At 39.1% G+C, this 23,322-nt stretch carries 29 protein-coding genes and 1 tRNA gene; 16 read left to right on the top strand and 14 right to left on the bottom strand.

Features of this window, described 5'->3' with window-relative positions; translation table 11 throughout:
- The first annotated feature begins 220 nt into the window (after positions 1–220).
- From map to ACY10D_RS08305, 9 genes are all read left to right on the top strand, one after another.
- Positions 221–1,018 carry a type I methionyl aminopeptidase gene (map, locus tag ACY10D_RS08345; protein WP_487000285.1) on the top strand — a complete coding sequence of 266 codons (798 nt, stop codon included), beginning with the start codon at positions 221–223 and terminating at the stop codon, positions 1,016–1,018.
- Between the two features lie 12 nt (positions 1,019–1,030).
- Positions 1,031–1,864, top strand: coding sequence for a hypothetical protein (locus ACY10D_RS08340; protein ID WP_487000284.1), 834 nt, complete (start codon positions 1,031–1,033; stop codon positions 1,862–1,864).
- 79 nt (positions 1,865–1,943) lie between these two features.
- Positions 1,944–2,267 (top strand): ferredoxin FdxA, encoded by a 324-nt coding sequence (fdxA, locus tag ACY10D_RS08335; RefSeq protein ID WP_487000283.1) that lies wholly within the window; start codon positions 1,944–1,946, stop codon positions 2,265–2,267.
- Positions 2,268–2,279: 12 nt separating this feature from the next.
- On the top strand, positions 2,280–2,843 hold the full coding sequence (gmhB, locus tag ACY10D_RS08330; protein WP_487000282.1) for a D-glycero-beta-D-manno-heptose 1,7-bisphosphate 7-phosphatase: 564 nt from the start codon (positions 2,280–2,282) through the stop codon (positions 2,841–2,843).
- Complete coding sequence (locus ACY10D_RS08325; RefSeq protein ID WP_487000281.1) at positions 2,840–3,583, top strand: lysophospholipid acyltransferase family protein; 744 nt, start codon at positions 2,840–2,842, stop codon at positions 3,581–3,583. The genes gmhB and ACY10D_RS08325 overlap by 4 nt, the downstream gene beginning before the upstream one ends.
- Positions 3,584–3,599: 16 nt before the next feature.
- Positions 3,600–4,490 carry a UTP--glucose-1-phosphate uridylyltransferase GalU gene (gene galU, locus ACY10D_RS08320; protein WP_487000280.1) on the top strand — a complete coding sequence of 297 codons (891 nt, stop codon included), beginning with the start codon at positions 3,600–3,602 and terminating at the stop codon, positions 4,488–4,490.
- 4 nt (positions 4,491–4,494) lie between these two features.
- Positions 4,495–5,085, top strand: a complete 591-nt coding sequence (gene gmk / locus ACY10D_RS08315; RefSeq protein ID WP_487000279.1) for a guanylate kinase — start codon at positions 4,495–4,497, stop codon at positions 5,083–5,085.
- Positions 5,086–5,166: 81 nt separating this feature from the next.
- The gene (locus tag ACY10D_RS08310; RefSeq protein ID WP_487000278.1) at positions 5,167–5,949 is read left to right on the top strand and encodes a hypothetical protein; all 783 of its coding nucleotides are present in this window, start codon (positions 5,167–5,169) and stop codon (positions 5,947–5,949) included.
- Positions 5,950–6,081: 132 nt separating this feature from the next.
- Complete coding sequence (locus ACY10D_RS08305; RefSeq protein ID WP_487000277.1) at positions 6,082–7,503, top strand: SLC13 family permease; 1,422 nt, start codon at positions 6,082–6,084, stop codon at positions 7,501–7,503.
- A 66-nt stretch (positions 7,504–7,569) separates the two neighbouring features.
- Here ACY10D_RS08305 and ACY10D_RS08300 read toward each other — a convergent pair.
- From ACY10D_RS08300 to ACY10D_RS08280, 5 genes are all read right to left on the bottom strand, one after another.
- A tRNA-Asn gene (locus tag ACY10D_RS08300) sits at positions 7,570–7,645 on the bottom strand.
- Positions 7,646–7,825: 180 nt separating this feature from the next.
- Positions 7,826–9,538 (bottom strand): NAD-dependent malic enzyme, encoded by a 1,713-nt coding sequence (locus tag ACY10D_RS08295; RefSeq protein WP_487000276.1) that lies wholly within the window; start codon positions 9,536–9,538, stop codon positions 7,826–7,828.
- Between the two features lie 124 nt (positions 9,539–9,662).
- Positions 9,663–10,112, bottom strand: a complete 450-nt coding sequence (locus ACY10D_RS08290; protein ID WP_203250154.1) for a DUF494 family protein — start codon at positions 10,110–10,112, stop codon at positions 9,663–9,665.
- 42 nt (positions 10,113–10,154) lie between these two features.
- On the bottom strand, positions 10,155–11,228 hold the full coding sequence (gene dprA / locus ACY10D_RS08285) for a DNA-processing protein DprA (RefSeq protein WP_487000275.1): 1,074 nt from the start codon (positions 11,226–11,228) through the stop codon (positions 10,155–10,157).
- A complete protein-coding gene (locus ACY10D_RS08280; RefSeq protein WP_487000274.1) occupies positions 11,218–12,012 on the bottom strand; it encodes a hypothetical protein in 795 nt (264 codons plus the stop codon). Before ACY10D_RS08280 ends, dprA begins: the two co-directional genes overlap by 11 nt.
- Before the next feature lie 121 nt (positions 12,013–12,133).
- Between ACY10D_RS08280 and fkpB the strand changes: the two genes are divergently transcribed.
- The 3 genes from fkpB to pssA are packed head-to-tail and all read left to right on the top strand — an operon-like array spanning position 12,134 to position 14,368.
- The gene (gene fkpB / locus ACY10D_RS08275; protein ID WP_487000273.1) at positions 12,134–12,577 is read left to right on the top strand and encodes an FKBP-type peptidyl-prolyl cis-trans isomerase; all 444 of its coding nucleotides are present in this window, start codon (positions 12,134–12,136) and stop codon (positions 12,575–12,577) included.
- On the top strand, positions 12,577–13,551 hold the full coding sequence (gene ispH, locus ACY10D_RS08270; protein ID WP_487000272.1) for a 4-hydroxy-3-methylbut-2-enyl diphosphate reductase: 975 nt from the start codon (positions 12,577–12,579) through the stop codon (positions 13,549–13,551). The genes fkpB and ispH overlap by 1 nt, the downstream gene beginning before the upstream one ends.
- A gap of 52 nt (positions 13,552–13,603) precedes the next feature.
- The gene (gene pssA, locus ACY10D_RS08265; RefSeq protein ID WP_487000271.1) at positions 13,604–14,368 is read left to right on the top strand and encodes a CDP-diacylglycerol--serine O-phosphatidyltransferase; all 765 of its coding nucleotides are present in this window, start codon (positions 13,604–13,606) and stop codon (positions 14,366–14,368) included.
- A 5-nt stretch (positions 14,369–14,373) separates the two neighbouring features.
- Here pssA and ACY10D_RS08260 read toward each other — a convergent pair whose 3' ends face one another.
- The 7 genes from ACY10D_RS08260 to ACY10D_RS08230 form a co-directional block, all read right to left on the bottom strand.
- Complete coding sequence (locus ACY10D_RS08260; RefSeq protein WP_487000270.1) at positions 14,374–15,117, bottom strand: tRNA threonylcarbamoyladenosine dehydratase; 744 nt, start codon at positions 15,115–15,117, stop codon at positions 14,374–14,376.
- A 57-nt stretch (positions 15,118–15,174) separates the two neighbouring features.
- The gene (ftsY, locus tag ACY10D_RS08255) at positions 15,175–16,386 is read right to left on the bottom strand and encodes a signal recognition particle-docking protein FtsY (RefSeq protein ID WP_487000269.1); all 1,212 of its coding nucleotides are present in this window, start codon (positions 16,384–16,386) and stop codon (positions 15,175–15,177) included.
- 84 nt (positions 16,387–16,470) lie between these two features.
- On the bottom strand, positions 16,471–16,890 hold the full coding sequence (locus ACY10D_RS08250) for a GFA family protein (protein WP_487000268.1): 420 nt from the start codon (positions 16,888–16,890) through the stop codon (positions 16,471–16,473).
- 1 nt (position 16,891) lies between these two features.
- Complete coding sequence (locus ACY10D_RS08245) at positions 16,892–17,857, bottom strand: beta-ketoacyl-ACP synthase III (protein ID WP_487000267.1); 966 nt, start codon at positions 17,855–17,857, stop codon at positions 16,892–16,894.
- Between the two features lie 10 nt (positions 17,858–17,867).
- Positions 17,868–18,902 (bottom strand): phosphate acyltransferase PlsX, encoded by a 1,035-nt coding sequence (gene plsX / locus ACY10D_RS08240; protein WP_487000289.1) that lies wholly within the window; start codon positions 18,900–18,902, stop codon positions 17,868–17,870.
- 48 nt (positions 18,903–18,950) lie between these two features.
- The gene (rpmF, locus tag ACY10D_RS08235; protein WP_487000266.1) at positions 18,951–19,136 is read right to left on the bottom strand and encodes a 50S ribosomal protein L32; all 186 of its coding nucleotides are present in this window, start codon (positions 19,134–19,136) and stop codon (positions 18,951–18,953) included.
- A gap of 30 nt (positions 19,137–19,166) precedes the next feature.
- Positions 19,167–19,700: a YceD family protein gene (locus tag ACY10D_RS08230; RefSeq protein ID WP_487000265.1), complete on the bottom strand. Its 534-nt coding sequence runs from the start codon at positions 19,698–19,700 to the stop codon at positions 19,167–19,169.
- Positions 19,701–19,771: 71 nt separating this feature from the next.
- Between ACY10D_RS08230 and ACY10D_RS08225 the strand changes: the two genes are divergently transcribed.
- A complete protein-coding gene (locus ACY10D_RS08225; RefSeq protein ID WP_487000264.1) occupies positions 19,772–20,239 on the top strand; it encodes a peroxiredoxin in 468 nt (155 codons plus the stop codon).
- A 29-nt stretch (positions 20,240–20,268) separates the two neighbouring features.
- Complete coding sequence (locus tag ACY10D_RS08220; RefSeq protein ID WP_487000263.1) at positions 20,269–20,751, top strand: WbuC family cupin fold metalloprotein; 483 nt, start codon at positions 20,269–20,271, stop codon at positions 20,749–20,751.
- Positions 20,752–20,770: 19 nt separating this feature from the next.
- Here the strand turns inward: ACY10D_RS08220 and ACY10D_RS08215 are convergent, their stop codons facing one another.
- Together ACY10D_RS08215 and ACY10D_RS08210 are read right to left on the bottom strand one after the other, a co-directional pair.
- The gene (locus ACY10D_RS08215) at positions 20,771–21,268 is read right to left on the bottom strand and encodes a DUF4442 domain-containing protein (protein ID WP_487000262.1); all 498 of its coding nucleotides are present in this window, start codon (positions 21,266–21,268) and stop codon (positions 20,771–20,773) included.
- 129 nt (positions 21,269–21,397) lie between these two features.
- The gene (locus ACY10D_RS08210) at positions 21,398–22,036 is read right to left on the bottom strand and encodes an outer membrane protein (protein ID WP_487000261.1); all 639 of its coding nucleotides are present in this window, start codon (positions 22,034–22,036) and stop codon (positions 21,398–21,400) included.
- Positions 22,037–22,442: 406 nt separating this feature from the next.
- Between ACY10D_RS08210 and ACY10D_RS08205 the strand changes: the two genes are divergently transcribed.
- Positions 22,443–23,003, top strand: coding sequence for a DUF2975 domain-containing protein (locus ACY10D_RS08205; RefSeq protein WP_487000260.1), 561 nt, complete (start codon positions 22,443–22,445; stop codon positions 23,001–23,003).
- Positions 23,004–23,012: 9 nt separating this feature from the next.
- A complete protein-coding gene (locus ACY10D_RS08200; protein ID WP_487000259.1) occupies positions 23,013–23,228 on the top strand; it encodes a helix-turn-helix domain-containing protein in 216 nt (71 codons plus the stop codon).
- Positions 23,229–23,322 lie beyond the last annotated feature (94 nt).

Below are 23,322 nucleotides of genomic sequence, written 5' to 3'. Positions count from 1 at the left end.
CCGTCTTACCATTCGCCATGTGAAAGTAGAACATCATCAGGTTTTTTATTTAGAAAGGCACCTAACGGTGCCTTTTTTGTTTCTAGGATAGGACTATTCAGACATTCATTTCGTTAAAGACAATAAAATTAATGCTAGTTTTTGGCTTTAGATTGAAATGCAACAACCAATACATGTACAATACGACGTTTACTACGTTAAAGATAATGTAACTTAATTCATGACTAATATAATTTTAAAAACACCTGAACAAATTGAGAAAATGCGTGTAGCAGGTCGTCTAGCAGCTGAAGTGCTGGAAATGATTGAGCCATATGTTGTGCCCGGCGTGACAACGGCAGAGCTCGATAATATATGCCATGATTATATCGTTGATAAGCAACAAGCCATTCCAGCTTGTTTGAATTACCGAGGATTTCCAAAATCAGTATGTATATCAATTAATCATGTTGTATGTCATGGTATTCCCTCAGAAAAGAAGCTTAAAGCCGGTGATATTGTTAATATTGATGTGACGGTCATTAAAGATGGTTTTCATGGCGATACCAGTAAAATGTTCTTTGTTGGTGGACGCGAAAAAGCGTCAATACTTGCTCAGCGCTTAACAGATGTGACTTATGAGTGTCTTGTTAAAGGAATTGAGCAGGTTAAACCAGGTAATCGCTTACATGACATAGCTCAGGCGATTGATAAGCACGCTAAGTCACACAGCTTCTCTGTGGTCGAAATGTTTTGTGGGCATGGAATTGGCCAAGGTTTTCATGAGGAACCTCAAGTATTACATTATGTTTCAAAGCAGGCGCATGAGCATAAATCTTTACAGACTGTTTTAAAGCCTGGTATGACATTTACGATTGAGCCGATGATTAATGCCGGCAAAAAGCAAGTGACGGTATTGCGTGATGGCTGGACGGCTGTAACTAAAGATAAAAGCTTATCAGCGCAATGGGAGCATACGCTAGCAGTAACTGAAAATGGTGTTGAAATATTAACAAAACGTCATGATGAAATGATCTAGGGTAATTAATGTATGCTAAGTCAATATCAAGTCAATGAAGCTTGTTACATGCTAAAACGTGATGGTCAAGAAATCACGATTGCTAAAGTGCGTAAGTTGCTTGATAAGCATTATTCTTTTTTTGATGTGGCAGACAAAGTGCTTTTATATAAAGAAGATGTAACCAAAGCGGAAAAAGCCGCTAAGGAAGAAACCATACAATCTCCTGAAAAAACGGTGCTAGGTTTAGGTTCTGTAATTGATAAGGTGTTATTATCTTGTGCCTTACGTGAGCATAAAGAGGTTGCCATTAACCTTAAGGAAAAGTTGCAAGATTATATCGATCAAGAGATTAGAGCTAAAGTACACAAATATGAGCATGAAATAAAAAAATTACGTCAAAAGAATGATCATCTTGAGGTTAGTTATTATGGTTATAAAGCAAGATTTGAGCAGTTGATGCAAGAGCAAACATTGCTAAAAGAGCAAAACTATATGTTGCAACAACAATTGCAAAAAGCACAAGTAGTAACAAATCATCGTGTTACTGAAGAGACTCAGCAGCAACGCCCAGCGCAAATGAGAGATTATCAAACACAAATAGTGCTATTAAAAGCAGATTGTTGTGCAACATATGATGTGCACAAACAAAGTATTGTTGTGAAAATGCCGCCAAAACATAAGCTCGAGCGGGAGTTTCAAAAGGGTGTAAATAGTATTTATTTGCGTGCAAATGCTGTTTATGACTTTGCCACGAAGCTTTGGTTTTTGGATCAATTTGAGGAGAAAACGATTAATTTACTGGTACGTAATAATTTTGTGATTTCAAAAGAGCTTGCATATGTCTTGCAGAAGTTGCAAAGTTGAATGTTAATTAAATCTTTTAAAACCTTGGGTAAGTGTTAAAATATTGACGTTTTTAAAAAGCTAAAAAAGGTGTGGGTATATGCCATTTGTGGTAACAGAAAGTTGTATTAAATGTAAGCTTGGTGACTGTGTTGAGGTTTGTCCAGTAGATTGTTTTTACGAGGGTGAAAATATGTTGGTAATTAACCCTGATGAGTGTATTGATTGCGCGTTGTGTGAACCAGAATGTCCTGTCAATGCGATTTATTCAGAGGATGAATTACCAGAAGATCAGTTAGAATTTGTTGAGCTTAATCGTGAGTTGTCACAGGAGTGGGATAATATCACAGAGAAGTGTGATCCACCTGAGGATGCAGATCAATGGCGTGATGTGAAAGATAAACGTCAGTATCTTATTAAATAATTGATATTTTGTATGACAAAACAAATAAAAGCGATAGCACCAAAACTTGTTATTCTTGATCGAGATGGTGTGATTAATGAAGATTCGGAAGATTATATAAAATCAGAGGATGAGTGGCAGCCTATTTTTGGAAGTATTGAGGCGATTATTGAGCTTAAAGCAAAAAATATCCCTGTGGCAATAGCAACCAATCAATCAGGTGTTGGGCGAGGCCTTTTCGACCTTAAGACACTGACAAGTATGCATGACAAGTTATACAGCTTATTAGCTGAAGATAAAGATGCCATTAAGCATATTGCCTATTGTCCACATACGCCGGATATGGACTGTATTTGTCGCAAGCCGCAAACAGGGATGCTTGAAGAGATCAGTGTGAAACTTAATATTACATTGAGTCCTATGGTTTTTTTTATCGGTGATAGTTTTAAAGATATCCAAGCGGCAAGAAAAGCGAATTGCACACCAATTTTGGTTAAAACTGGTAAGGGCTTAAGAACGTTAGCAAAGCATCAAAGTGAACTAGAAGATGTAATGGTGTTTGATAATTTACAGCAGTTTGTGGAGGCTGTGATATGAATCTAGTAAAAGGTTTATGGTATGGGATATTGTGGCTAAGACAAATCGTTTTTGTGGTTTATGTTTCAATATTGACCATCATTTTAGCAACGTTGACAGTGATTCTAGGTGTATTAAGGTTGCCGATAGGAGTGCGTTTAATTCCCGCAAAAGTCTGGTCAATATTAACACGTTGGGGGCTTGTCATTTTCTTATGGTTACGTGTTAGAACGGAAGGTCGCGAGAATCTTTTAAAAGAGCCTTGTGTTTATGTGTGTAAACACCAATCTTCATGGGAAACCGTTGTATTCCATGGCTTGTTAAATAATGTATGTTTTGTGTTAAAAGAAGAGCTTCTAAGGATTCCCGTGTTTGGGCAAGGTTTAAAAGCTGTTGATAGTATTCCGATTGATCGCAAGCAAAGCCTAAAGTCCTTTAAGAAAGTATTACAAATGGGTAAAGAGCGTTTAAAGTCAGGTTTAAGTATCGTGATTTTCCCAGAAGGGACACGTGTGCCTGTTGGTCAGTACCCAAAGTTTCATAAAACGGCAATTACATTAGCCAAATCCAGTGGCGCAATGGTTGTGCCTGTGGCGCATAACTCAGGTAAGTTTTGGCCAAATAAGGCAGGTTTGATCAAGCCAGGCATTGTGACGCTATCTTTTGGGCAAGCTGTATCACCGAGTGATTTGGGTGTTGATGAGCTAAATGAATATTGCTATCAATGGATTAACGATAAAGTTAAAGCCATTGGTGGTTAACCATAGGAGTAAACAAATGAAGATTACAAAAGCGGTATTTCCAGTTGCAGGATTAGGTACGCGTTTCTTACCAGCAACTAAAGCCTCTCCAAAAGAAATGTTAACCGTGGTTGATAAACCCTTGATTCAATATGCAGTTGAAGAAGCGATTGAAGCAGGAATTAAAGAACTTATCTTTGTGACGAGCACGCATAAGCGCGCGATAGAAGATCACTTCGATAAGAACTTTGAGCTTGAATATAACCTTGAGCAAAAAGGCAAGCTTGAACTATTGGAAACAGTGCGCAATATTTTACCCGCGGGTGTTAACTGTGCCTATGTCAGACAAAAAGAAGCACTAGGATTGGGACATGCGGTTTTATGTGCAAAACCCTTAATTGGCAATGAACCTTTTGCTGTCTTATTAGCTGATGACTTAATTGATAATGTTGATGGTAAAGGTGCTTTATCACAAATGATGAATCAATATTATTATCAAAAATGCGGTGTAATTGCGGTACAAAATGTACCAAAGAAAGATACAGGATCTTATGGGATCGTTAAAACGCGAGCAGATCAGAGTATTGAAGCGATTGTTGAAAAGCCATCACCTGAGAAAGCGCCGTCAACTAATGCCGTCGTTGGTCGATATATATTGCCTGGAGAGATTTTTGATTATCTTGAAACAATCCCTAAAGGCGCAAGTGGTGAGATTCAGTTGACCGATGCGATTGCAAAATTGATTGAGAGACAGCGACTTGTTGCACATAATTTTGAAGGCACGCGTTATGATTGTGGTGATAAGCTTGGGTTCTTGATTGCCAACTTTGAGTTAGCAACTCGCGATAAGTTGTTGGGTAAAAAGTTTATGGAACATGTGCAGTTGATGCTTGGTGCAAACGCTGTGAATGAACTATTGGACAATTAATATAATGAATAAGCTAGGTACGGTTTATATTGTTTCTGCCCCTTCAGGAGCTGGTAAAACATCGCTCTTAAAAGCTTTTATCGAGAAGAATAATGATGTTGCGGTTAGTGTGTCACATACAACACGCACGCCACGACCACAAGAAGTCAATGGGCAGCATTATCACTTTGTCAGTCATGAAGTATTTGAAAAAATGATCACTCAAGATAACTTTATCGAATATGCTAAGGTGTTTGATCATTATTATGGAACATCCAAAGCATCTGTTGATGCACTAACACAGAAAGGTTTAGATGTAATCTTAGAGATTGATTGGCAAGGCGCAAGGCAAGCCAGAGAAATCTTTAAAAATAATTGTGTTAGTATTTTTATATTGCCGCCAAACTTGAACGCTTTGCACGAGCGTTTAGTCAAACGAGGGCAGGATTCACAAGAGGTTATTGGAAGGCGCATGCAAGATGCACAAAACGAGGCGTCACATGCTAATGAATATGACTATGTCATCATTAATGATAACTTTAATGAAGCCTTAGCGGATTTGTGGGCATGTTTTCGTGTGCAAAAGTTAAAATCTCATTTAGACTACAGTTTATAACCATAGTAAATCATTTTGCGGTGTTTGATTGTAAAGTGGTTTGTGATGAGTGTATAAGTTCATTAACTAGGGAGAATACCGATGATAAAAAGGATAATGGGTTTTTCAGCGATTTTATTAATAACGATAAATGCAAATGCAACGTGTGGTATTGATAAAGCAGGTTGCTCTTTGTTTTCAATCTCACCAATGGCTGGATACTATAGCTATCGTGAACCGGGGCTCATGAGCATCAAAGGGCCAAGTTTTGGTTTGGATGGCAGTTATCAGTATATTGATCGCAATAAAGTGACCTTGATTGTTGATGGACAGTTGGGTTTTATCAATGGCAAATATGATGGGCGTCTTCTTGATGGTCAACCCTTTCAGATGGACAATGATAATAGCTATATCTTGGGTATTTCACCAAAGGTGGGTTATGTTTTTTCATGGCAAAAATCAGGGTTGAAGCTTACCCCTTATATTGGTTTGGGCTATCGTTATCTGAATAATGATTCAAGTAATAACTCAGCGGGATATCTGCGTATTTCAAATTATTTTTATATCCCAATAGGTGCTGATATCTCATGGCATAAGAATAAACTCATTATGCAATCACGTCTTGAGTTTGATGGATTGATCCATGGGATACAATACTCTGGGATTGATGGCGGAGTTACCAATCAGCAGCGAGAGGGCTGGGGTGCTAATGGTTATTTGCTTTTGGGTCGTGATCAAGGAAGTTGGGCATGGCTTATTGGGCCATATATTAAATATTGGAAAATTCAAACTTCTGAAACAGCTGATGGTGCTACGCGGAAAGGATGGTATGAACCAGAGAATAATACGGTGGATGCTGGTTTAATGATGAAGTTTATCTTTTGATATATAGACATTGTAAAGGGGCGTGTGCGATACGCCCCTACGATGACGTTAATTAGAAATTCATGAAAAGCGCTGGAAAAAAATCCCTTGCTCAACTACTGTTTATAGACAGTGGTTTATGAGTATCAGGCTATGCATCAAAAAGAAATGGAATTACCCACTATCCCAAGCATTTTCTTGTGTGTTTTAGCTGCTGTTGTGATTTATTTTGTGGCACTTTATCTGCCAGTTGGACATTTTAGTGAAGCCGGCAAGCATGCATTTGCGGTGTTTTGTGTGGCTGCTTTTTTATGGATTAGCAATATTTTCCCGTTGGCAGTCACAGGCATTATTGTATTGTTTTTGCTACCAATGTCAGGTGATATATTTTCACAAGATGTTTATAGTTACTTTGGAAACTCAGCGATTTTTTTCGTTTTAGGTGCTTTTATTTTAGCAAGTCCAGTAATGCGCTCAGGACTAAGCAAACGCTTTGCAATTACGATCATTGCTAAGTTTGGTACAGGCTCAAAAAGATTGTGTATGTCGATCTTTGTGCTAGCAAGTATTATGGCATTTTTTATTAGTGAACATGCGGTCGCGGCAATGCTATTACCTATTGTGCTTGAAATTGTAACGGCTGCAAATGTAAGAAAGAAAAGCCGCTTTGCCTTTGCTGCTTATATGGCAATGGCGTGGGGTGCGATGATTGGCGGAACCGCTACCTTATTGGGAGGTGCGCGTGCGCCATTAGCACTAGGGATATTGCAAGATACCTTTGCCAATAACGCGCAATTTGCGCATGCCAGTCATATTGGTTTTATTCAATGGAGTATTTGGGTGATCCCGATTGTGCTTATTATGTTGGCATTAGCAAGTGTTTGTGTCCTGATTGCAGCACATAACTCAGGTGCTAATATTCAATTAGCGCGTGAGACATTAATGGCACATAAAAAACAAATTGGCAAGATCACGAAACGTGAGATTTTAACGTTGATTGTCGTATTATTTACGATTCTATTATGGGTGTGTTATGGCACTGCTTGGGGCTTAGATTGGATTGCCTTTTTAGGTGTGATTATTGCATTTAGTCTGCGTATTACCAATTGGAAGGAAGTTGAAAAAGATGTGCAGTGGGGCATTGTCTTGATGTATGGTAGTGCGATTGCTTTAAGTGTTGCTTTACGTAATACGGGCGCTGCTGCAGAGATGGTGCAAATGATGATGCGATTAGGTATTGAGTCACCTCTAGTTATTCTCATTTTACTTGTGGTATTGGCAGCAATATTAACAGAGATTATGAGTAATGCCGCCTCAGTAGCTGTTCTGTTACCGATTGGCTTAGCTTTGGCTGTAGAGTATGGCATCGATCCACGTGTGGTCACTATTGCGATTGCGACAAGTGCCGGATTAACCTTTATGTTACCTGTGAGCACGCCAGCAATGGCACTCGTTGTTCAATCAGATCATGTCAAAATTCATCAGGCAATGGCGTGGGGTGTAGGACTTAAGTTAGCCGGTATTATTGTTATTACATTAGCAATAGCATTCTATTGGCCGCTTTTATCAAACTGATTCAATTTAATTAATATATTTAAGTGGTGATTTTATTACGCTTGATAAGGTATGAAACTCTTTTGATGGCTCCCCGAGACGGACTTGAACCGCCGACCCAGTGATTAACAGTCACTTGCTCTACCGACTGAGCTATCGGGGAATGCCTTAACGAGAGGGGATTCTATAGGCGATGCGTTTGCTAGTCAATAGCTTTTATTTAAAAAAAGAGAATATTTATCAAGTTGATGGTAACTTATTCATTTTAAGGGGTTTAGTGCTTGGGTGAAATAAGTTGAGTAAGGTTGAATAAGTTCAGGCGAGCCAGATAATTAAGATGTATTTATTGTTTCTTTAGTGGGTAATAATCAGGTAGCCATTGTGCGTTATTAACGAGTTTCTCAACATCAGCTTCTTTGGCCTTGATACTTGATAAGCCTTCTTTAATCGCTTGTTTAGCAACAGCGATAGCGACTGCTTTGCTGACAATAGTGGCATCATGAATGGGAGGCAACACGGGGTTATCAACGGATTGATGCAGTGGTGAGAAGCTCGCTAATGTTTCGCTGGCAACACGAATCATGCCATCAGACATTTTAGTTGCTTTAACGGCAATGGCACCTAATCCAAGCCCTGGGAAGATAAAGGCATTGTTGCCTTGAGATATCTGGTAAGTTTTTCCTTGATAAACAACAGGCTCAAATGGACTGCCTGCGGCAATAATGGCTTTGGCATTGCTCCAATTGATGAGATCTTCAGGTATTGCCTCACAGTGTGAATTTGGATTTGATAATGGCATGATAATCGGGCGCTCAATATTTTGTGCCATGGTAGTGACAATCGGTTTGTTAAAAGCACCTTTAACGGTTGAACAGCCGATTAAGATTGTGGCTTTAGTGTTTTGCACGACTTCAAGCAGTGAAATGTTCTCATGATTATTAATGTTCCAGTTTTTGAGTTGTTTCCTTGATTTCGCATAGGGCTTTTGAAAGCCAGGTAAATCAGGCATGTCATCAACGACAAGACCGAATCGATCAATAATATAAAAGCGATCCAACGCTTGTTTTCTTGTCATGCCACTGGCAATAAAGGCATCAAGAATCTGATCCATAATGCCGCAGCCTGCAGTGCCTGCACCAAACATCACCACTTTATGATCCGTAAATTTCGTTTGTGTGGCTTTGATGGCTGAAATCACATTAGCAGTAGCAACAATGCCTGTGCCTTGCATATCATCATTGAATGTACAAAGTTGATCGCGATAGGTCTCTAAAATCGCACGCGCATGATCTCGACCGAAATCTTCCCAGTGCAAATAGACATTAGGGAAGTGCTTTTTAACACTCATGACAAATTTCTCGATAAATTGATCATACTTTTTGCCGGTAATACGTGGATGGCGCGCGCCAAGATACATCGGATCATCCAGTAGTTTTTGGTTGTTGGTGCCAACATCAAGTTGTACAGGAAGCACATTGGCAGGATTGATTCCCGCACAAATAATATAAACCATCAGTTTGCCAATGCTAATATCCATGCCACCAATGCCCCAGTCGCCAATACCAAGTACAGCCTCACCATCAGTGACAATAATAAAATCAATCTGTTGCTTTTTGGCGATATTGCCAAGGATCTTATCCATTTGTTTTTGTTCATCATAGGTAAGATAGACGCCAGCGGGGCGCCTAAATTCGCTAGAGTATTGCTCAACGGCATCACCAACCGTCGGTGTATAAACAATCGGCAATACCTCATCAATATGTTGTGAGCAAAATTTATAAAAAAGCGTTGTGTTGCTATCATGCAGGGTATTTAGGAAAATATTTTTCTGGATATTGTCATTTTTCTCTTGAAATTGGCGATAGACGCGCATCAGTTGTGAAGATAGGCTTTCAACTTGAATTGGCAGTTTACCGTGTAAATCAAACGCATCACGCTCTTCTTTGCTAAAGGCAGTGCCTTTATTTAACAGTGCATTGTCCATCAGCTCATGGGCGGAAAGGGAGGTTTGAATTTCTTGTATTTGCCCGTCTTTATTGGTGATCACTTTAAACATATAAGCTCCTTGCTGTGTTCATTTAATACTGTAACAATTATGAGTATAGGTTTATAAATGCTAAGCGCAACGTTAGATAGCTAAAATAAAGCAATAAAAAATGTTAAGGAAAACAGGGTAATGATTAGTGAATACGAAAAGATCTTGTTAATACTTCTTCAATAGGAATAAATCCACCAAAAAGCTCATCTTCTTGATTGGCAATGGTCATTTCAAACACCCATAAGAATTGATCTTCAGTAATGGTGTGCGTGCCAAGGGATATGATTTGTTCAATAATAAATTCAAGCTCATGCGATTGAATATCACCTGCTAAGTATGCTTCAAGCAAGAATCGCAGGCTTTCTGTCGGAATAATCGCCTTTTCTTGTGGTGTGAAGACACGTACGGTTTCAGGGTGGTAGTCTGCTCTTGGTTCGTCATTGAATTTGCTAAAGCGCTCAAGCCAAGCAATTGCCTGCTCAATCGCCTGTGGCGCAAGACCTGCTTTTTGCAATTCATGCAATATCTCTTGTGAGTTTGTCAATTTGACCATATCACCATCGAAGTAGGGCAAATCGCTAAACAGCGACATGAGAACTTGTAGTATAGGGGCTTTGTTGTTCATGTTACCTTATTAGATTCGTTTATATCCGCCAGGAACTGCGCTAACAAGCGCTTCCATCTCAAGCTCAAACAGTATGCCAGTTATTTTTGCGTATGTTAAGTTGGTCGTGTCGATAATTTTGTCAATCGTGGTACAACTTGAGCCAATACTGTCAAAAACAAGCTGTTGCTCGCTGGTGAGTAGTAACGATTGTTGAAAGGGGGTTTGCGATGTGTTGAGCGTTTGAGTTAGATTTAGCTCTTCAATAATATCCTCTGCTGAACAAACGAGCTTTGCACCCATTTGAATGAGCTTATGGCAGCCGTGACTTTGACTGTGAAATATATTACCAGGAATAGCAAAAACATCGCGGTTTTGCTCAAGAGCATGCATTGCCGTGATCAGTGAGCCACTTTTGTGCGCGGCTTCAATGACAACAACACCAAGGCTTAAGCCACTGATCAGTCGATTTCTTTTAGGAAAGTGAAATCGCTTCGGTGCTTGTCCTAATAAAAACTCAGAAACAACCAAACCGTGGTTTTGAATTTGAGCATAGAGGTTGCGGTTTTGTGCCGGATAACAGATATTAACACCAGTGCCAAGTACGGCAATGGTCTTGCCATTTTGATTAAGTGTTTCTTGATGTGCCAACGTATCAATGCCAAGCGCCATGCCGCTATTGATAGTAAGCTTAGCATGTAACAGATTAGGGATAAGTGCCTTGATACATTCACTACCATAAAGACTAGCTTGGCGTGTGCCAACAATAGCAAGTTGCAGTGTGTTTAAAAGGGTAATATCGCCAATGGCATAGAGGCTTAATGGTGGATCGCTGATTTGTTTTAATTGTGGCGGGAATGCTAGATCAGTAAGATGAATCAAATGATGTTTATCAGAAGATTGAAGCCAAGTTTCAAGTTTTTTGAGATAAGGTGCAAATTTCTGCTCTTGAATAAAAGTAATCGTTTCATGATTTAAATTTAAAGCATGTTGATAATTATGTGGTTTGGCAAGAAAGTCATCAATGCTAACTTGAAGGCTCACAAGTTTTTGATAGTGCTTAAAAGAAAATCCAGGGATAGTGTGTAAAACACTAAAGCTCATGTTTTGCATGGTGTTTGGGGAGTTGAGTTAATACTGTGCTGCCAATCATGACTTCTTGTTGGGCGTCAGTTACGAGTACTATAGCATGATGACTAGCAAGTCGATAGATAAAGCCTTGTCCTAAAAACTGTCCAGGGATGGCGTAACCATCAACTTTTTTAGCAGGTGATTCAAAATAAACGCGCATCCCCATTTTAAGCCCTGCGCTTTGTCCTGTATTGATTAAAACAGACTGATAGGTTACGGCAAAATCAGCTTCACCCTCTAGTTGGGTGACTTCACCACTGATATTGCTATCAGCGATAATTTCATCATTAGGTAGTTTTGTTTGCACTACATCAGAAGGTAGCGCATGATCACCGATATTAATCTCTTGGGTGATATTCATAATGCGCATGACCAGTGTGCCTTGGTAGTTGCTAATAAATTCAGCTTTGCCAAGGCGTTTGAAAATATAATCGTATTTATTCTCAGCATAAGGAATGCTATTGACATGTGAAAAAATATAATAAAAAGGTGTTTCATCAGTTTTAGAAACATAAACAGTATCTCCAGAGCTTACAAGTGCTTGTCCTTTTGATGAGGCAATAATTTTGCCTGCATCCTTTAGAGGAATGTCCGATAAATAAAAATTACTAAAAAAAGTATGATATTTCTCATATAAAGACTCGGCTTGTACAGGCTTGATGAGCAGCGTGGAGAGTAGTAAAAAAATAACGGGCAGCAGTAACTTATATGAAATCATATTAAGTGGTGCTTGTTGTGCAAAGGAGTATTTGTGCATTTTTTATAAATCTCGTAGAATGTGCGCGTTAGTAACCTGCTAAAACTCTAGCCTAGATGTTGGGGAAAAGCAAAAAAAGCATAATTAAAAAAGAGTTAAAAAATTAAAACAAAGGAATTTCATGAAAATACAAAGAGATAGCTTTGTAAAGATGCATTTTAAAATCCGTTTAAAAGATGGATCCATTGCTGAAGATACAAGCAACTATGATCACCCGTATGTATTCCAAATGGGTAAGGGGACGTTTTCAGAAAAAGTAGAGAATGAGTTACTTGGTTTAGAGGTGGGTGTGAATCGCAAAATGATGTTGATGCCTGAAGATGCCTTTGGTCAAAAACATCCGGCAATGATTTATGAAGTGCCAAGAAAAAGATTCCCAGAAGATATGGAATTAGAACAAGGCCTAATCGTTGCTTTCTCACAGAAGGATGGAACAGAATTGCCTGGTGTGATCGTTGAGATTCACGAGCATGATGTGACGGTTGATTTCAATCATCCATTATCAGGACAAGTAATTTTGTTTGATGTTGATATCTTAGAAATTTCAGATAAGGAACTTGCCTAATGAAAATTATTTTAGCCAACCCACGAGGATTTTGCGCGGGTGTTTCACGCGCTGTTGATGTTGTTGAACGTGTACTTGCATTGGAACCACATCCTGTCTATGTGCGCCATGAAGTGGTGCACAATCGTGCGGTGGTTGAAAGCCTTAAAGAAAAAGGGGCAATTTTCGTTAAAGAATTACATGAAGTACCAGATCATGCCGTTTGTATTTTTAGTGCGCATGGTGTCTCGCAAGCGGTAGAGGAAGAGGCAAAGCGTAAAGCACTTAAAATTTACGATGCGACCTGTCCATTGGTGACAAAGGTGCATAAAGAGGTGCAAAAGGCAAGTAATATTGGTGTTGAGTGTGTGCTTATAGGTCACAAAGGGCACCCTGAGGTTGAGGGCACACTTGGGCAATATAAGAATGAGTACAGTCAAATCTATTTGGTTGAAAATGTCGATGATGTGGCAAGCCTAGATGTGCAAGATCCAACAAGGCTTATTTTTGCAACCCAAACCACCTTATCGGTCGATGAAACAAAAGATATTATTGAGGCGTTAAAGGCCAAATATCCTGAAGTCAGTTCGCCAAAGAAAGAAGATATTTGCTACGCTACACAGAACCGCCAGAATGCAGTAAGAGCATTAGCTAAAGAGGTTGATATTCTCTTGGTAGTAGGCTCGAAAAATAGCTCAAATTCAAATCGCTTGCGTGAGTTAGCTGAGAAAGAGGGTGTTGATGCCTATTTGATTGATAATAAAGATGACATTAAACTTGAATGGTTTATTCATAAGCATAATGCAGGTGTTACCGCAGGGGCTTCAGCACCTGAGTATTTGGTGCAGCAGGTGGTAAGCTTCTTGCAAGCGCACTTTACCGATGCCTATGTTGTCGACTTTGAAGGTGTTAAGGAAGAGGTAACTTTTCCTTTACCAAAGTTATTAAAACAAACGAAGCTTAGCGGTGTGAAAAAAGCTAAGATTAATGATTAATAGGTTAGAAATGTCGTGAAAGACAATAAAAGTAACGTGTAAGGATAATGCGATGAAAGATGATCAATCGTTAGATAAGCAAGTGACGCAGCGCAGTAAAAGTATTTATATTCTGCCAAATTTATTTACCTCAGCGAGTTTGTTTGCAGGGTTTTATGCGATTATTGCTGCGTTTAATAGCCACTTTGTACTGGCATCAGTGTGTATTTATATTGCCGCGATCATGGATTCATTAGATGGACGTGTTGCGCGCTTAACCAATACACAAAGTGCATTTGGCGCAGAGTATGATTCTTTGGCTGATATTGTCTCCTTTGGTGTGGCACCTGCTTTGATTATCTATTTTTGGGCAGTAAAGCACTTGGATCAATTTGGTTGGGCAGTGGCATTTATTTATTTGGCATGCGTTGCTTTACGCTTAGCACGTTTTAATACACAGCTTGATGATAATACTCCGGAGAGCAAACGCTATTTTACAGGATTGCCATGTCCGGCATCTGCTGCAACGATTGCTGGATTTGTATGGTTTTGTAATACGCTTGGACATACATCCGCTGAAGGATGGGTAACGTTTTTTGCAACGATTATCACACTTTATCTATCAGCGATGATGGTAAGCAATATTAAGTTTAGAAGCTTTAAAGACTATGACTTAAAGGGTAAGGTAGTCTTTACACAAACGGTATTTGTCGTATTTATCATTGCGATTATCTTTATTGACCCATCGATTACCTTGTTTGTGATATTTATGATTTACGCGCTATCGGGGAGTATCGCGCGAATATTTAAAGGTAAACAAACAGCGCAGGTTAAATAGAGATATTATTGATTGGCACGTAGATTGTCACCGACAAGATGCTTTATCACCATGCCTGCAATCGTTAGTCCAAACAATGCCGGCATATAGCTAATCGTACCATTAACAGCACGGTCGCGACTATCTCCGCCAACAGGCTCGGGTGGAAGCGGTGGTAATGAACTCTCTGTTGAGTAAACGGCAAGAATCCCTTTTTTGACTTTAAGGCGACGCAAGCGAATACGCACGAATTTGGCAAGTTTACAAATGCTTGTTTGATAGATATCAGCGACTTTAATCTGTGTTGGGTCAAGTTTGCCTCCAGCGCCCATGCTTGAGATAACATTGTAGCCATGCTTATGTGCGTAGGCGACAAAGGCAACCTTGCACACGAGGCTATCAATCGCATCAATGACAAAGTCATAGGGTTTATCAAATATAGGTGTCATATCATCTTTGCGAATGAAGTCATCGATAATATTAACCTTGCAATCGGGGTTAATATCCAAAATACGCTCGCGCATGATTTGGGCTTTTTTCATTCCAATATTTGAGTTCAGTGCGACTAATTGGCGGTTTAGATTAGATTTTGAGACAACATCATGATCAATTAATGTGATTTCACCAATGCCAGCACGCGCTAAGGCTTCAGCGGCAAAGGAACCGACACCACCAACACCTGCAAGTAATACATGTGATGTTTTTAGTCGTTCAATACCATCATCATTGACAAGAATGGCTGTGCGTTCAAAAAGTCCGGTGTGTTTCATTGAAAATTAAGCATTTATTTTTTTGCGGTAGTATGCCAGATAAACACTATGGATGCATTAATCTTGACTAAATAGTGCGTCAATAAAGTCATCGGCATGAAATGGGCGAAGATCATCGATCTTCTCACCAATACCAATAAAGCGAATGGGTAATTTAAGCTTTTTAGCAATTGCGAAAATAACGCCACCTTTGGCAGTGCCATCCATTTTAGTAAGCGTAATGCCAGTAACCGATAGGATTTTATTAAATACATCTGCTTGCATAATGGCGTTTTGTCCAGTACCTGAATCCAGTACCAGCATGACTTCATGCGGCGCTGTATCATCAAGCTTTTTCATCACACGTGCGACTTTCTTAAGCTCTTCCATTAGATTATCTTTGTTATGCAGGCGTCCTGCAGTGTCGGCAATGACAATATCAATATTTCTTGATTTGGCTGCTTGTACTGCATCATAGATAACGGAAGCGCTATCAGCCCCGGTATGTTGAGCAATAACAGGGATATGATTGCGCTCGCCCCACACTTGAAGTTGCTCAACCGCAGCTGCACGGAAAGTGTCACCTGCTGCTAAAATAACCGACTTACCTTCGGTTTGGAATTTCTTAGCAAGTTTGCCAATTGTTGTGGTTTTGCCGGCACCATTGATGCCAATCATTAGAATAACATATGGCTTATGTGCGCTATCAATGACTAATGGTTTTTCAGAAGGTGTGATAATTTCTTTAAGCTTCTCTTTAATAAGGTCGGTAAGTGCTTCAATGGTTTGTAGTTCATTGCGACTAACTTTATTACGCACTGTCTCCATGATTTCTTGTGTTGCTTCAACGCCAATATCTGCGGTTAGTAGCTGCATTTCAATATCATCGATTAGCTCATCATCAATGACTTTTTTACCCAAGAGTAAATCACCAATGCCACCACCGAGTTTTGAACGTGTTTTTTTCAAACCCTCTTTTAAACGCGCAAATAATCCACGTTTATCATTGTTAGGTGTTTCAACTGCAATGTTTTTTTCTTCGTGGTCCTTTGTTGATGTCTCTGTGTTAGCGGGTGTTAATGACTCAGGTGTTTGAATATCAGTATTTGTTTTAGGCTCGGCTTCAACGGGTATTGAAACAGTTGGGATTTCTACTTCATTTACAGTTTCTTGCTGAGGCTTTGCTTCTGTTGCAACATCTTGTTGTATTTGCTCTTCTTGAATAGTATGCGCATCAGGAGATTTGATTTTTTGTTCATTACTACGTTTAAAGCGGTTAAATAAACCCATATCGATCAAAGTATAAATTTAAACTAGATGCATTCTGCATGATGCCTTAGGTCTTTTCAAGTATGCTTTATTGTTATTTGATGGTTATTTGCGATCAATACCAAAGAAATCTGGATATTGTTTGATGGAGTCATTGATTTGAAAGTATTCTGCTTTAGTGTTAGTACACACGTGCGCTTTAATTTTGAATACAGCGTTTTTGTTATCAATCGCGCTTAAGGCAACGCTGGCATATGAGTGTTTATCTTTGCTTATATTGTAGAGTCGACTGCCGCAATGACTGCAAAACATGCGCAGTAAATCATGTGATGATGCATAGCTTTTTAAATATTCCTTGCCATGCTCAATCATAAGGCTTTGAGGTTTTATGGAAAGTTGTGCGGCAAAGGGTGTGCCATGTGATTTCTGGCAAATGCTACAATGGCAGAAAGCTGCTATTTTGCTAGCGTCACAGCTAAAACGGATTCGTTGACAAAGGCAACTACAGTTGATTTTTTGTGGCATGTTAAAATTTCGCTATAAATCCACCCCAAACTAGACCAGCACCAAAGGCTTCAGTCAGTATTGTTTGTCCTGGCTTTATTTGGTTGTTACGTACAGCATGATCAAGTGCCAAAGGAATGGAAGCGGCAGACGTATTGCCATGGTTTTCAAGAGTAAGGATCACTTGTGACATCGGCATATTAAGCTTCTTGGCAGTAGCTTCAAGAATACGGTAGTTGGCTTGGTGAGGTACTAGCCAGTCAATATCTGAATCTTGCATATTGGCTTTAGTTAATAAATCAGATACCAGATCACTAAGCTTAGAAACAGCCTTTTTAAAGACCTTATTGCCTTCCATGTGTAACATCGCATGATATTGAGCCTGGGTAAATGGTGTTTTACTTAAAAGTCCTGGGATATTTAGCATATCTTTGCCTTCACCATCACAATAAAGCGTTGAGGCAATAATGCCCGCTTCATTACTTTGGCTTAGGATAATTGCACCAGCACCATCACCAAATAGCACACAGGTTGAGCGATCTTGCCAGTCCAGTGTGCGTGACATGCGCTCAGAAGCAATGACTAAGGCATTTTTAGCACTACCATTTTCAATATATTGTTTAGCAATATCAACAGCGTAAACAAAACCACTGCATGCCGCACTAATGTCAAAGGCAGGGCAACAAGGTGCACCTATTTGTCTTTGCACAATGCTTGCAGTCGATGGCATGATGTAATCTGCGGTTCCTGTGGCAACAATAATAAGGTCGATATCTTGAGCTTGAATGTTGGCCATACTCATGGCGTTTTTGGCAGCTTCAATTGCCATGTATGCTGTGGTTTCTGATTCATTAGCAATATGGCGCTGTTTGATACCAACGCGTTGCGTGATCCATTCATCAGAGGTATCAACCATTTTGGCAATATCGGTGTTATGTAATACTTTGGCGGGTAAGTAACTGCCTGTGCCCGTGATCTTTGCAAACATTATTCTAGCCTTAAGATTGCATAATGCGCTCAATTTGCGCCTGTGTTTTTTGCGGGATATTGTATTTAATTTCTTTGATTGCTTCGTAAATGGCAGTTTCAAAAGCTTCAGCTGAAGCACTACCATGGCTTTTAATCACAATACCTCTTAAACCAAGTAAAGACGCACCATTATATTGGTTGGTGTCAAGTTTGCGTTTAAGCCCTGTCAGTACGGGCGCGCTGATCAGCATTGCAAGCTTAGAGAAAATGCTGTTGTTAAAGCTATCTTTTAACATGTCAGCAATAAGTTTAGCCGTACCTTCCATTGTTTTAAGGGCGATATTGCCGGCAAAGCCATCACAAACGATCACGTCAGCTTTGGCTGAAAAAATATCATTGCCTTCGACATAACCGATGTAGTTGATATGGTCACAGTTTTGTAGCATCTTGGCAGCTTGTTTGATGCTGTCTAAGCCTTTCATTTCTTCCTCACCAATATTAAGTAAGGCAACGCGAGGGCGCTCAGTGCCCTTAAGATTTGCTGCCAATACAGAGCCCATAATGCCAAACTGGAACAGCTGCTCAGATGAGCAGTTGACATTTGCACCCAGATCAAGCATGTAGACAGGATTCATCTTCTTGGTTTTGCGATCTAACGAAGGAATCGCATAAACGATTGCTGGGCGATCAATTTCGTTAAGTGTTTTTAATACGAACTTTGAAGTTGCCATCAAAGCCCCCGTGTTGCCTGCGCTTACACAAGCATCAACATCGCCGCTTTTAACAAGATTAATGGCAACGCGCATTGATGAGTCTTTTTTATTGCGAAGTGCTAATGCAGGAGATTCGTCCATCTCGACAATTTCATTGGCATTAACAATTGATAAACGTGCCTTATCATATGGCGTTTTGTGTGCGGTTAAAGATTGCTCGATATCTTTGGCAATGCCAACGAGACAAATATGTAGATCAGGGAAGTTTTTCAGCGCAGATAGGCAGGCCGGAACGGTGGTTTTTAATCCATGGTCACCACCCATGGCATCAATAGATATTTTATAAGATATTGAACTGGTCACAGTAATACAGAATAATTGCCTTATCGTGCAGTTATTCTATTCATCATCAGAAGCAACAGCAACTACTTTCTTGCCTTTGTAGTAACCGTTTGCAGACACGTGGTGGCGTAAATGCATTTCGCCTGTTGTTTTATCAGTTGAAAGCGCTGAAGTAGTTAACGCATCATGTGAACGACGCATGTCTCTTCTTGAACGACTCTTTTTGTTTTGCTGTACAGCCATTATTGATTCTCCTATTTCACTACTTTAATATTAATCTTTCTTTGTAAGTTTTAGCTCTTTTAAAGCAGAAAACGGGTTCGGTTTGTCCTGCTTTTCGGGGTCGCTAGTTTCAAAAACGCCATAGTATGACGTATTTTGTTCAGCTTGACAATCATTAAGTGATTTTTTTGGGATCATCGGAATTGAAAGCAAGATTTCCTCTTCTAATAGCTCAACAAGGTTGATTTGATTATCTTTATAAATGTATGGATCATAGGTGTCTGGGAAGTTTTTAAAAAAACGATCATCTGTCACAAAGCCAAGTTTAACTGGGTCATCAAAGCTAAACTCAAAAGGTTCAAGCGATCTTTGGCAAATGAGTGTTACCTTACCAGCAAGTTGCCCATCAAGTAATGGTTTATGGTTTTCAAAATGAAACTTAAGATCAAGTTGAAAATCATAAATTCCGTCAACGATGCATTCGTGTAGCGAGGCTAAGTGTGAAAAACTAAAGGTTTGATTAAGCACCATGCCTTCTTTAGCAGCTTTGATGGGATCTAAAATAAAAGGTTTTTGTTGTAACATGCTTTATCTCAAGATTATCTTTGTTAAAGTACACAGGTGTTTATGATAATGAAAGTTTAGGAGTATGCAAGATGACTTTGCAAGTGGGTGAAAAAATAAGTTTGCCGCAGGTGGCAATGACCTCAAACAAAATATTTACACTTGATGATTACCGTGGAAAGTATGTGGTGATTTACTTTTATCCAAAGGATAGCACGCCAGGATGCACGACGGAAAGTATTGGATTTACCGATCACTATAAAGATTTTGCTAAGGTTAATGCCACGATCTTTGGCGTGTCAAAAGACACCTTAAATTCACATGAGAAGTTCAAGGCAAAATATCATATGCCGTTTGAACTTATTGCTGATACTGAAAAAGCGCTTTGTGATGCATTTGCTGTGCTGAAAGAAAAGAGCATGTTTGGTAAAAAATATATGGGCATTGAGCGCAGCACGTTTGTGATTGATATGGAAGGAAAGCTTATCAAAGAATGGCGTAAAGTCAAAGTGCCAGGGCATGTTGAAGAAGTGTTAGCATTTATCAAAAATTTAAAGTAAGACACTTTTGAAATAGGATTTGTATTTATATGAAAAAAATTGATCATGCGTTAATGACTGCTATGGCGCAAAATGCCAAGGAATCACCGCGTTTACGTACACACCACAATTTTCACGCCGAGTTATCAGACTCAGTCAATCGATTAGCTATTCACCTTAAAAAGGGTACTTATATTCGCCCACATAGACATTCAGAGTCGCATAAATGGGAGTTGATCATAGCGCTTAAAGGTCAAATAGGTGTACTTATTTATGATGATATGGGTGTTGTTATTGACAAGTTTGTACTTGGTACCGATGGGGATACTTTAGGGTTTGAGATGAAACCCAATACATGGCATGCGTTGTATGCGATCAGTCAAGATGCTTTGTTTTTTGAAGTAAAGCCAGGACCTTTTACGCCAACTGCCGAAGATGATTTTGCCAAGTGGGCGCCAAAAGAGGGTGATGAAGAAGTGGTTGATTTTATGCGATGGCAGGCATCTGCACAAGTGGGTATGCATTATAAATAATGATCTCTTATAAGCGGCCTTATGCTGCATCTGGTTTAACAAACCTCTTGTCTTTGATATAAATAGTGCGTAAAACACGTGCAATAGTTTGTTTATCTTGATCATGGATCTCGATTTCTTTCTGGAAATATATTTTACCATTAGTATTGGTTTGTTGCTTGATTTGGTCGATATCTTCATCATTTAAGCGAAACTCGCAGTATACTGTTGACTTGCCAGGAGCGATGTACTTTATTGAAGACTCCTTATCCCAGATAATATAGTCATTTCCTAAGATATGACTAAGCATTAATGGATAAAAGGCATCGGTCATTGCAAACAGTGAGCCGCCAAAGTGTGTGCCAAAATAATTGCGATTATGCCATTTTAGTGGCATCGCAACCTTGATATAACGATAGTCTTTAGCAATATGTAAGGTTTTGATCCCCGCGCCGCGATAAGGGCGGTAACGATTAAGGATAAATTTAACAGCACCTACTGGCATTTGTCTTAAAAATTTACGTGCTTTATGCCGCATATAACAGTCCATTTTTTAAAGATAACGGCTATTTTATACTTATCATCACATTAAGCATAGTGTGATTGAATCAAAAAAATAAGGCGAGTCAAGAGCTCGCCTAAGATAAAGAATGATTAGAGATAATTGTTACATAGGGAGAGTGTAAGCAACACCTGCTGAAATTGTACCTAATCCGCTATTTTGACCTTTATAAGGCAGCCAGTTATATTGATATTGTGCGAAAATATTAAATTGTTGTAACTGGTAGCCAATACCGCCAGCTACGACTGGACGCCATAAAGTTTCGTGACTATCTTTGCTAGCAGCGCCAGTTGCTTCAAGCGTTTCATTAATTCTGTTGTAAGCATATCCTGCTTTGGCGAATATATTTAAGCCGCCTGTATGAGGAATATAAAATTTGCCTGTTAAGAATAATGGCACGCTAATTACACTTGCTTTAAGGGATGCGCTACCAGTTGCATCAGATGCTTTGAGTTTAGTAACTTCATAAGCATATTGTCCACCCAGCTCAACACCTACGGCCATCATCGGGCTAAGTGCATAATCATAGCCAATAAACAATCCGCCAGCAATATTACCGTTATCTTGAGTTGTTGAGCTTACGCCTTGAAATTGATTAATCCAATTATCACCTTTTAAAGCGCCTGTTGGTGTGGCAAGACCTAAATTTGCACCCATCACCATTCCGGTTTGCGCACCAGCAGCAAATGCTGATCCACTGATTAGTGCCGCAGCAGCGACAGTTGTTGCAATAATTTTCTTCATGATTTGCTCTCCTGTTTTTATTTCAAAAGTAACTTGAACACAATTACCGCCGTCAACGTTAGTCAAAGCATGCTAAAAATGCAAGTTTGATCATATGATTTTGGATAAAAAATGCAGAAAAATATCAAAAAATATCAAATTTCAGCGATATAAAAGCGATATGAAATGGGTTATGAGAATATTTGTAGTGTTTTTAATACATAGATTTATGCTGAATGTGAGATTGAAGCGAGGCTTTATGTTAACGATATTTTTCAGTATTGCAGCATTACTTTTGAATACATTATTATATGATTTGGCAATAATTAATTATTGATAAACAATAAAAAATGATTGCTTTAATACATTGCAACTTGTTATAGTGTTCGTACCTATTTGTGGTAAAAGTAATTATTCAGGAGAAAATATGTCTAAGTTTCAACAGTCAAGTTATCGTTATTATTGGTTTTTTCAAATATGTTTTTATTTGATACCTATTGTTACCTTTTTATTTTGGTTAAGTTTTAGTAAAGGCTCAGCAGGTAGTGGACAGCCAAGCTTATTTATGCAGCTTGGCATTGGTAATGATTTGATACAGTATATTCATGGTGATACGGTGCCACTTGGGACAAAGCTGTTCGCATTCTTAATATCGATGATTCCAGGTGGGATTATAATGTATGGCTTGAGTCAATTAATTATGGTATTTAAAAACTATTCACAAGGAAATGTATTTGTATATCACAATGTATTGGCTTATAAAAAGCTAGGTTATACCTTGTTTGCATGGGTGATTGGCGGGCTTATTTATGATGCGCTTATCTCGGTGGTATTAAGCTTTGCCAATCCGCCTGGGCAACGCATGCTAACACTGAGTTTGTCAGGTATTGATCTTGTAAGTTTAATCACCGGAGCGGTTGTTATCTTAATTGCCAAAGTGATGCAGCAAGCACAAAAGCTTGAAGAAGAAAGTTATTTGACGATTTAGGAGATAAGTATGGCAATTATTGTAAATTTAGATGTGATGATGGCGATGCGTAAGATGCGCTCAAAAGAGTTAGCAGAGAAAATTGGTATTACAGAGCAGAATTTATCGATTTTAAAAACAGGCAAAGCCAAGGCAATACGTTTTTCAACCTTGGCACTTATCTGTGAGGCTTTAGATTGTCAGCCAGGGGATATCCTTATGTATAGTAAGCGTAGTGAGAATTAACCCTTAGGTAGTGAAGTTAAAGTTTTCATATCCATTTAGTATAAATTTAGCTAGCTTCACAAAGGGCTTTTTGCTATTCTTTGCCAACATTAAC

It is taken from the genome of Cysteiniphilum sp. (assembly GCF_057495195.1).
This window is presented reverse-complemented; position numbering and strand designations above follow the sequence as displayed.

Bases quoted from the DNA above. Each gene is read 5' to 3' on its own strand.
- ACY10D_RS08325 (WP_487000281.1), top strand. From the start codon at position 2,840: ATGAATCTAGTAAAAGGTTTATGGTATGGGATATTGTGGCTAAGACAA.
- ACY10D_RS08230 (WP_487000265.1), bottom strand. From the start codon at position 19,700: ATGTTACAACAAAAACCTTTTATTTTAGATCCCATCAAAGCTGCTAAA.
- ACY10D_RS08305 (WP_487000277.1), top strand. From the start codon at position 6,082: ATGCATCAAAAAGAAATGGAATTACCCACTATCCCAAGCATTTTCTTG.
- ACY10D_RS08220 (WP_487000263.1), top strand. From the start codon at position 20,269: ATGAAAAAAATTGATCATGCGTTAATGACTGCTATGGCGCAAAATGCC.
- ACY10D_RS08245 (WP_487000267.1), bottom strand. From the start codon at position 17,857: ATGTTTGCAAAGATCACGGGCACAGGCAGTTACTTACCCGCCAAAGTA.
- ftsY (WP_487000269.1), bottom strand. From the start codon at position 16,386: ATGGGTTTATTTAACCGCTTTAAACGTAGTAATGAACAAAAAATCAAA.
- map (WP_487000285.1), top strand. From the start codon at position 221: ATGACTAATATAATTTTAAAAACACCTGAACAAATTGAGAAAATGCGT.
- ACY10D_RS08260 (WP_487000270.1), bottom strand. From the start codon at position 15,117: ATGAAACACACCGGACTTTTTGAACGCACAGCCATTCTTGTCAATGAT.
- ACY10D_RS08280 (WP_487000274.1), bottom strand. From the start codon at position 12,012: ATGCACAAATACTCCTTTGCACAACAAGCACCACTTAATATGATTTCA.
- rpmF (WP_487000266.1), bottom strand. From the start codon at position 19,136: ATGGCTGTACAGCAAAACAAAAAGAGTCGTTCAAGAAGAGACATGCGT.
- ACY10D_RS08250 (WP_487000268.1), bottom strand. From the start codon at position 16,890: ATGCCACAAAAAATCAACTGTAGTTGCCTTTGTCAACGAATCCGTTTT.
- ACY10D_RS08215 (WP_487000262.1), bottom strand. From the start codon at position 21,268: ATGCGGCATAAAGCACGTAAATTTTTAAGACAAATGCCAGTAGGTGCT.
- gmhB (WP_487000282.1), top strand. From the start codon at position 2,280: ATGACAAAACAAATAAAAGCGATAGCACCAAAACTTGTTATTCTTGAT.
- fkpB (WP_487000273.1), top strand. From the start codon at position 12,134: ATGAAAATACAAAGAGATAGCTTTGTAAAGATGCATTTTAAAATCCGT.
- ACY10D_RS08340 (WP_487000284.1), top strand. From the start codon at position 1,031: ATGCTAAGTCAATATCAAGTCAATGAAGCTTGTTACATGCTAAAACGT.
- dprA (WP_487000275.1), bottom strand. From the start codon at position 11,228: ATGAGCTTTAGTGTTTTACACACTATCCCTGGATTTTCTTTTAAGCAC.
- ACY10D_RS08200 (WP_487000259.1), top strand. From the start codon at position 23,013: ATGGCAATTATTGTAAATTTAGATGTGATGATGGCGATGCGTAAGATG.
- ispH (WP_487000272.1), top strand. From the start codon at position 12,577: ATGAAAATTATTTTAGCCAACCCACGAGGATTTTGCGCGGGTGTTTCA.
- ACY10D_RS08295 (WP_487000276.1), bottom strand. From the start codon at position 9,538: ATGTTTAAAGTGATCACCAATAAAGACGGGCAAATACAAGAAATTCAA.
- ACY10D_RS08290 (WP_203250154.1), bottom strand. From the start codon at position 10,112: ATGTCGCTGTTTAGCGATTTGCCCTACTTCGATGGTGATATGGTCAAA.
- ACY10D_RS08210 (WP_487000261.1), bottom strand. From the start codon at position 22,036: ATGAAGAAAATTATTGCAACAACTGTCGCTGCTGCGGCACTAATCAGT.
- galU (WP_487000280.1), top strand. From the start codon at position 3,600: ATGAAGATTACAAAAGCGGTATTTCCAGTTGCAGGATTAGGTACGCGT.
- pssA (WP_487000271.1), top strand. From the start codon at position 13,604: ATGAAAGATGATCAATCGTTAGATAAGCAAGTGACGCAGCGCAGTAAA.
- ACY10D_RS08310 (WP_487000278.1), top strand. From the start codon at position 5,167: ATGATAAAAAGGATAATGGGTTTTTCAGCGATTTTATTAATAACGATA.
- gmk (WP_487000279.1), top strand. From the start codon at position 4,495: ATGAATAAGCTAGGTACGGTTTATATTGTTTCTGCCCCTTCAGGAGCT.
- ACY10D_RS08225 (WP_487000264.1), top strand. From the start codon at position 19,772: ATGACTTTGCAAGTGGGTGAAAAAATAAGTTTGCCGCAGGTGGCAATG.
- fdxA (WP_487000283.1), top strand. From the start codon at position 1,944: ATGCCATTTGTGGTAACAGAAAGTTGTATTAAATGTAAGCTTGGTGAC.
- ACY10D_RS08205 (WP_487000260.1), top strand. From the start codon at position 22,443: ATGTCTAAGTTTCAACAGTCAAGTTATCGTTATTATTGGTTTTTTCAA.